At 71.4% G+C, this 7,406-nt stretch carries 4 protein-coding genes and 3 pseudogenes; 5 read left to right on the plus strand and 2 right to left on the minus strand.

What is annotated here, in order from left to right; translation table 11 throughout:
• Nucleotides 1-65: 65 nt before the first annotated feature.
• From Y694_RS27265 to Y694_RS18400, 5 genes and pseudogenes are all read left to right on the plus strand, one after another.
• Nucleotides 66-191, plus strand: a pseudogene (locus tag Y694_RS27265) (hypothetical protein); the annotation flags it as partial.
• 80 nt (nucleotides 192-271) lie between these two features.
• Nucleotides 272-1,138: a TolC family protein gene (locus Y694_RS18385; RefSeq protein ID WP_051495884.1), complete on the plus strand. Its 867-nt coding sequence runs from the start codon at nucleotides 272-274 to the stop codon at nucleotides 1,136-1,138.
• A 5-nt stretch (nucleotides 1,139-1,143) separates the two neighbouring features.
• Nucleotides 1,144-2,265, plus strand: a pseudogene (locus tag Y694_RS18390) (efflux RND transporter periplasmic adaptor subunit); the annotation flags it as partial.
• Between the two features lie 73 nt (nucleotides 2,266-2,338).
• Nucleotides 2,339-5,425, plus strand: coding sequence for an efflux RND transporter permease subunit (locus Y694_RS26200; RefSeq protein WP_011829730.1), 3,087 nt, complete (start codon nucleotides 2,339-2,341; stop codon nucleotides 5,423-5,425).
• Between the two features lie 12 nt (nucleotides 5,426-5,437).
• Nucleotides 5,438-6,471: pseudogene (locus Y694_RS18400) on the plus strand (quinone-dependent dihydroorotate dehydrogenase).
• Between the two features lie 16 nt (nucleotides 6,472-6,487).
• Here the strand turns inward: Y694_RS18400 and Y694_RS18405 are convergent.
• On the minus strand, nucleotides 6,488-6,832 hold the full coding sequence (locus tag Y694_RS18405) for a hypothetical protein (protein WP_011829732.1): 345 nt from the start codon (nucleotides 6,830-6,832) through the stop codon (nucleotides 6,488-6,490).
• 74 nt (nucleotides 6,833-6,906) lie between these two features.
• Nucleotides 6,907-7,406: 3-deoxy-D-manno-octulosonic acid transferase (locus tag Y694_RS24995; protein WP_036235166.1), on the minus strand; the 500-nt coding region annotated here is incomplete at its 5' end.

The following is a 7,406-nucleotide window of genomic DNA, read 5'->3' on the forward strand; positions in this document are numbered from 1 at the left end:
AGGCAGCCGGCTCGTCCCGCTGGCCCACGCTCGACGCGAATGCGAGCGCCGTGCGCAGCCGCAGCGTGCTGCCGCCCGCGGGCGCCATCCAGACCACGAGCGGTGCCACGCTCGACGCGCTGTGGGAGATCGACCTGTTCGGCGCCGTGCGCCAGGGCGTTGCGGCGGCCGAGGCGCGGGCCGACGCGAGCCGCGCGCAATGGCACGACGCCCGCGTCAGCCTGGCGGCCGAGGTGGCGGCCACCTACGTCGCCTGCGCAGTTGCGAGGCCGTGCTGGCGGTCTACGAGGAGGACGCGGCGTCGCTGCAGCAGACCGCCGACCTGGTGGGACAGAAGGTCCGCGCCGGCTTCGACGCACCGGCAAACGGCGCGCTCGCACGGGCCAGTGCAGCGGAGGCGGTCAACCGCGTGGCGGCACAGCAGACCGAGTGCGAGCTCTCCGTCAGGCAGCTGGTGCAGTTGACCGCGACGTCCGAACCGGCGTTGCGTGAACAGTTGCTGCCGCAGCGCGCCCGGCTGCCGCAGCCGTCCAGCTTCGAGGTCGCCGCGGTACCCGCGGCCGTGCTGTCGCAGCGTCCCGACCTCGCTGCGGCCGAACGCAACATCGTCGCGGCGGCGGCCGAGGTCGGCGCGGCCCAGGCGGATCGCTTTCCGCGCCTGAGCCTGTCGGGCTCGATCGGCCGCGCATCCATCCGCAGCGGCGGCCAGACGTTCGACGGCACGACCTGGTCCTTCGGTCCCGGCCTGCTGATGCCTCTGTTCGATGGTGGCCGGCGACGCGCCAACGTCGATGCCGCGCAGGCGCGATACGACGGCGCGATGGCTGCCTACCGCGAGCGCGCGCTGGCCGCCGTGCGCGAGGTGGAGGAAGCCCTGCTGCGGCTGGACGCGGCTGGCCGCCGCGAAGCCGACGCCGAGCGGGCGGCTCAGGGCTATGGCGAGTTCCTGGCCGCCGCGCAGACCCAGTGGCAGGTCGGCGTGGGCAGTCTGCTCGACCTGGAACAGGCGCGGCGTGCCGCGCTGGCGGCCGACGCCGGGCTGATCCAGGTGCGGCGAGAGCGCGTGAGCGCCTGGGTTCAGCTCTACAAGACGGTCGGCGGCGCCTGGCAGGCCGACGACGATACGACGACGAGGTAAAGGGCATGCAGGAGAGCAAGAGATCGCGCAAGTGGATCGTCGCGGCCGTCGCTGTGGCCGGCGTGATCGCCGTTGCGGTGGGGTTGGCCATCGGCCGCAGCGCACCCGACGGCGCGGCAGCGGCCGCCCCCGCCGCGTCGGCGGCGACCTCGGCCGGCAAGCCGGCACTCACCGTGACCACCACACGCGCCGAGACGCTCGACTGGCCGCGTACGCTGGAAGCCCACGGCAGCGTGGCGGCCTGGCAGGAGGCGTCGATCAGCGCCGAGATCGGCGGTTTCCGCCTCACCGAGGTGCGGGTCAACGTGGGCGATCGTGTCCGGCGCGGCCAGGTGCTGGCGCTGATGTCGCCCGACACGGTGCAGGCCGACCTGGCACAGACCCGTGCCGCCCTCGCCGAGGCCGAGGCCACGCTGGCCGAGGCCCAGGCGAACGCCGAGCGCGCCCGCCAGCTGCAGACCACCGGCGCCATCAGCAGCCAGCAGATCAACCAGTACCTGACCGCGGAGCAGACGGCGCGTGCGCGCCTCGAGGCGCAGCGGGCCCGGCTGGAGGTCGAGGCACTGCGGCTGCGCCAGACCCGCGTGCTCGCACCCGACGATGGCGTGATCTCGGCACGTACCGCCGCCGTCGGTGCTGTGGCCCAGCCGGGCGCCGAGATGTTCCGACTGATCCGCGGCGGACGGCTCGAATGGCGCGCCGAAGTCACCGCGACCGAGTTGCCTCGCCTCCGCGCCGGAATCCCGGTGCGGCTGCTGCACGGCGACGGCAGCAGCACGCCCGGTCGCGTGCGCATGGTCGCGCCGACCATCGACCCGCAGACGCGCAACGGCCTGGTCTACGTCGACCTGCCGGCCAACGGCGACGATCGCGCACAGGTGCGCGCCGGCCTGTTCGCGCGCGGCGAGTTCGAACTGGGCCGCTCGCCGGCGCTGACCCTGCCGCAATCGGCGGTGGTGCTGCGCGACGGCTTCAGCTATGCGCTGCGCGTGGGACCGGATGCGCGGCTCGCGCAGGTCAAGCTGGCCACCGGGCGGCGCCTGGGCGAACGCATCGAGGTGCTCGACGGCCTGAAGGCCGGCGATTTGGTGGTGGCCTCGGGCGCCGGCTTCCTCGGCGACGGCGACCTCGTTCGCGTGGTGCCGGCCGGCCCGCGCGCCGACGCCGCGTCCGCCCCTGAGACCGACCCGCGAGCTGCCGATGGACATCAACGTCTCCGCCTGGTCGATCCGCAATCCGATCCCGGCCATCCTGCTGTTCGCGCTGCTGACGGTGCTGGGACTGATGTCGTTCCGGGCGATGAAGATCCAGAACTTCCCCGACATCGACCTGCCGATGGTCACCGTCACGGCCGCCTTGCCCGGTGCATCGCCGTCGCAGCTGGAGACCGAGGTGGCGCGCAAGATCGAGAACTCGGTCGCCTCGGTGCAGGGGGTCAAGCACCTGTACACCAAGGTGCAGGACGGCGTGGCCACGATCACCGTGGAGTTCCGCCTAGAGAAGCCCATCCAGGAGGCCGTGGACGACGTGCGCGACGCCGTCTCGCGGGTGCGCTCCGACCTGCCCGTCGACCTGCGCGACCCGGTGATCGCCAAGGTCGACCTGGCGGGCATGCCGATCCTCACCTACACGGTCGCCTCGGACCGCATGGACGATGAGGCGCTGTCCTGGTTCGTCGACAACACGGTGGCCAAGACGCTGCTCAATGTGCAAGGTGTGGGCGCGGTGGCGCGGGTCGGCGGCGTCACGCGCGAGATCGCGGTCGAGCTCGACCCTGGCCGCCTGCTGGCGCTGAACGCCAGCGCGGCCGACATCTCGCGCCAGCTACGCCAGGTGCAGCAGGAGGCGGCAGGCGGCCGCACCGATGTCGGCGGGGCCGAACAGTCGGTGCGCACGCTGGGCACGGTGCAGTCGGCCGAGGAACTGGGGCGCGTGCAGATCGCGCTGAGCGACGGCCGCCGCATCCGCCTTGACGAAGTGGCGAGCGTGCGCGACACCGTGGCCGAGCAACGTTCGGCCGCCCTGCTCGACGGCCGGCCGGTGGTCGGCTTCGAGATCACGCGCAGCCGCGGTGCCGGCGAGGTGGACGTCGATGCCGGTGTGAAGCGAGCGCTCCAGCGGCTGCTGGCCGCCCACCCCGAGATCACCGTCAGCGAGGCCTTCAATTTCGTCGACCCGGTGGTCGACAACTACGAAGGCTCGATGAAGCTGCTGCTCGAGGGCGCGCTGCTGGCCGTCGTGGTGGTGTGGTTCTTCCTGCGCGACTGGCGCAGCACGCTGGTCTCGGCCACGGCGCTGCCGCTGTCCATCCTGCCGGCTTTCGTCGGCATGCACCTTCTGGGCTTCACGATCAACGGCGTGACGCTGCTGGCGCTGTCGCTGGTGGTCGGCATCCTGGTCGACGACGCGATCGTCGAGATCGAGAACATCATGCGCCACCTGCGCATGGGCAAGACGCCCTACCAGGCCGCCATGGAGGCAGCCGACGAGATCGGCCTCGCGGTCATCGCCACCACCTTCACGCTGGTCGCGGTGTTCCTGCCCACCGCGTTCATGAGCGGCGTGGCCGGCAAGTTCTTCGTGCAGTTCGGCTGGACCGCGGCCATCGCGGTGTTTGCCTCGCTGGTGGTGGCGCGCATGCTGACGCCGATGATGGCCGCCTACCTGCTACGCGCCGACGGCCAGGCCCACCATGACGGCCGTCTGATGCGGGGCTACCTGGCCGCGGCCGCCTGGTGCCTGCGGCACCGCGTGCTCACCTCGCTGGCGGCCGCGCTGTTCTTCTTCGGCTCGCTGGCACTGGCGCCGCTGCTGCCGACCGGCTTCATCCCCCCGGACGACCTGTCGCAGACGCAGGTCTACCTGGAGCTGCCGCCCGGCTCGACCTTCGAGGAGACGCGCGCCGCGGCCGAGCAGGCACGCGAGATCGTGCAGCGCCATCCGCATGTGAAGCGCGTCTACACCGCCATCGGCGGCGGCAGCGCCGGCGGCGATCCCTTCGCCGGCGCCGGTGTCGCGGAGGCGCGCAAGGCCACCCTCACCATCAATCTCACGCCACGCGGCGAGCGGGGCGGCTTGAAGAAGCAGGCCGTCGAGCGCGAGTTGCGCGACACGCTTGAGGCGCTGCCCGGCGTGCGGCTGAAGATCGGGCTGGGCGGCTCGAGCGAGAAATACGTGCTGGTGCTGGCCGGCGAGGACGGCCCGACGCTGGCCGCGCACGCGAGCCGTGTCGAGCGCGAACTGCGCACCCTGCCCGGCATCGGCAACGTGACCTCCACGTCCAGCCTGGTGCGGCCGGAGCTCATCGTGCGACCCGACTTCGCCCGCGCCGCCGACCTGGGCGTGACCTCGGCCGCGATCGCCGACACGCTGCGCATCGCGACCGCTGGCGACTACGACCAGGCGCTGGCCAAGCTCAACCTGTCGCAACGGCAGGTGCCGATGCTGGTGCGGCTGAAGGCCGACGCGCGCCAGGACCTCACGCTGCTGGCGAGGCTGCCGGTTCCCGGCGCGCACGGCCCGGTGATGCTGGGCAACGTGGCCACGCTCACGCTCGAGAGCGGCCCGGCGCAGATCGACCGCTACGACCGGCTGCGCAACATCAACTTCGAGATCGAGCTGAACCAGCAGCCGCTCGGCGCGGTGGAGAAGGCCGCGCTGGCCCTGCCCAGCCTGAAGACCTTACCGCCCGGCGTGAGCCAGACCACCGTGGGTGACGCCGAGGCGATGGCCGAGCTGTTCGAGAGCTTCGGCCTGGCGATGCTGACCGGCGTGATGTGCATCTACATCGTGCTGGTGCTGCTGTTCAAGGACTTCGTGCAGCCGGTCACCATCCTTGCGGCGCTGGTGCTGTCGGTGCCGGGCGCCTTCCTGGCGCTGTTCATCACGCACACAGCGCTGTCGATGCCGTCGATGATCGGCCTCATCATGCTGATGGGCATCGCGACCAAGAACTCCATTCTGCTGGTGGAGTACGCGATCGTCGCGCGGCGCGACCGCGGCCTGTCGCGCTGGGACGCGCTGATCGACGCCTGCAGCAAGCGCGCCCGCCCGATCGTCATGACGACGGTGGCGATGGGCGCCGGCATGATGCCGATCGCGATCGGCCTGGGTGTGGACCCGAGCTTCCGCGCGCCGATGGCGATCGTGGTGATCGGCGGCCTGATCACCTCGACCTTCCTGAGCCTGCTGGTGATCCCGGTGGTGTTCACCTACGTCGACGACCTCGTGGCCTGGCTCAAGCGCCATACCTTCAAGGGCGCGCACCGGGTGAACGCCGGCCTCTAGCAAAATGCGCTGATGCCCCTCATTCCGTACGCGCTGACGCGCCCCTTCCTGTTCGGCCTGGACGCCGAGCACGCCCACGAACTGACGCTGGCCTCGATCGCGCGGCTGCAGAACACGCCGCTGCAGTGCCTGTGGCAGCAACCGCGCATCGACGATCCGGTCACGCTGGCGGGCGTGCGCTTTCCCAACCGCATCGGCCTGGCGGCTGGCCTCGACAAGAACGGCCGCTGCATCGACGGCTTCGGTGCCATGGGCTTCGGCTTCATCGAGGTGGGGACCGTCACGCCCAAGGGACAGCCCGGCAACCCGAAGCCGCGCATCTTCCGCCTGCCGCGGGCCGAGGCGCTGATCAACCGCCTGGGCTTCAACAACGACGGCCTCGACGCCTTTCTCGCCAATGTGCGGCGCGCCAGCTTCCGTCAGGGCGGTGGTGTGCTCGGCCTGAACATTGGCAAGAACGCCGCCACGCCGATCGAGGACGCGGTCGACGACTATCTGCTCGGCCTGGAGGGTGTGTACCCGCACGCCGACTACGTGACGGTCAACATCTCCAGCCCGAACACGCAGAACCTGCGCAGCCTGCAGAGCGACGCAGCTCTCGATGCGCTGCTCGGCCGCCTGCAGGAGCGTCGCCAGCAGCTCATCGCGCGGCACGGCCGCAGCGTGCCGATGTTCGTGAAGATCGCGCCCGACCTCGACGAGGCCCAGGTCGACGTGATCGCCGCCACCTTGAAGAAGAATGCCGTCGACGGCGTGATCGCCACCAACACCACGTTGTCGCGCGATGCCGTGCGGGGCCAGGCGCACGCCACCGAGGTGGGCGGCCTGAGCGGCCGGCCGGTGTTCGAGGCCAGCAACCGCGTGGTCGGCCAGCTGCGCGCCGCGCTCGGCGCCGGCTATCCGATCATCGGCGTGGGCGGCGTGATGAGTGGCGCCGATGCGCGCGCCAAGCGCGACGCCGGCGCGACGTGGTGCAGATCTACACCGGCCTCATCTACCGCGGTCCGGCGCTGGTGAGCGAAGCGGCGCGCGCCCTGAAAGGCTGAGCCGCGACGCAGCGACTCAGTGCGGCTTGCGTCCGACGGCGCTCACGCCCTTCGGCGGCACCGACGCGAACAGCCGCGCTGCGCGGCCCTTGAGTTCGAGCAGCTCGCTCGGTGTGACCGAGTAGGTCCCGGCAACCACATTGACCTCGACCCTGAACTCCACGTCGCGGTCGCCGTTCGACAGCATGCCCGAGGTGAACTCGTAGTCCTCCTGCTCGGCCGGCAGCCCCTGGGTGCCGATGTCGTAGTCCTCGTAGTCGACGCGCGTGATCTCGCCGCTGGCCATGTCGAGCAGCCCGGAGGAACGGATCACCGTCTCGGACAGCTCGTCGAAAAGAACCACGGGCAACTTCAGATCCACGTCGAGCCTCCTGTACCTTGCATCGGCAAGACCGTGATTTTAGGCCGTGGCCCGCGGACTGTCCGACGTCGCGCTCACAGCGTGGCGACCACCGCCGCCGCCATGCGCTGCGCAGCGCCGCGGTGCGCCGCCGAGAACGCCAGCGCTGCCTGCGCCATGCGCGCACGCAGCGGCTCGTCGGCGGTGAGCGCGATCGCGCGCAGCACGCCGGTGTCGATGTCGGCCACCCGCTCGGCGGCACCTGCCGCGAGCGAGCGCTGCGCCGCATCGGCGAAGTTGAAGGTGTGCGGCCCCATCAGCACCGGGCACCCGCAGGCGGCCGCCTCGATCAGGTTCTGCCCGCCCAGCGGCTCGAAGCTGCCGCCGAGCAGCGCGACGCGCGCGGCCGCGTAGTAGGCCGGCATCTCGCGCAGCGTGTCCCCCAGCCAGACGTCGGCGGCCTGAGCCACCTCGCCGGGCTGGTCGTCGAACCACGCACTGCGGCGCGACAGCGACGCGCCGCTGCGCTCGACCAGTGCCGCCACCTCGTCGAATCGCTGCGGGTGGCGCGGCACCAGCAGCAGCCGCGGGCGCG

It is taken from the genome of Methylibium sp. T29-B (assembly GCF_000576225.1).
In the GTDB taxonomy this organism is placed as follows: domain Bacteria; phylum Pseudomonadota; class Gammaproteobacteria; order Burkholderiales; family Burkholderiaceae_C; genus Methylibium; species Methylibium petroleiphilum.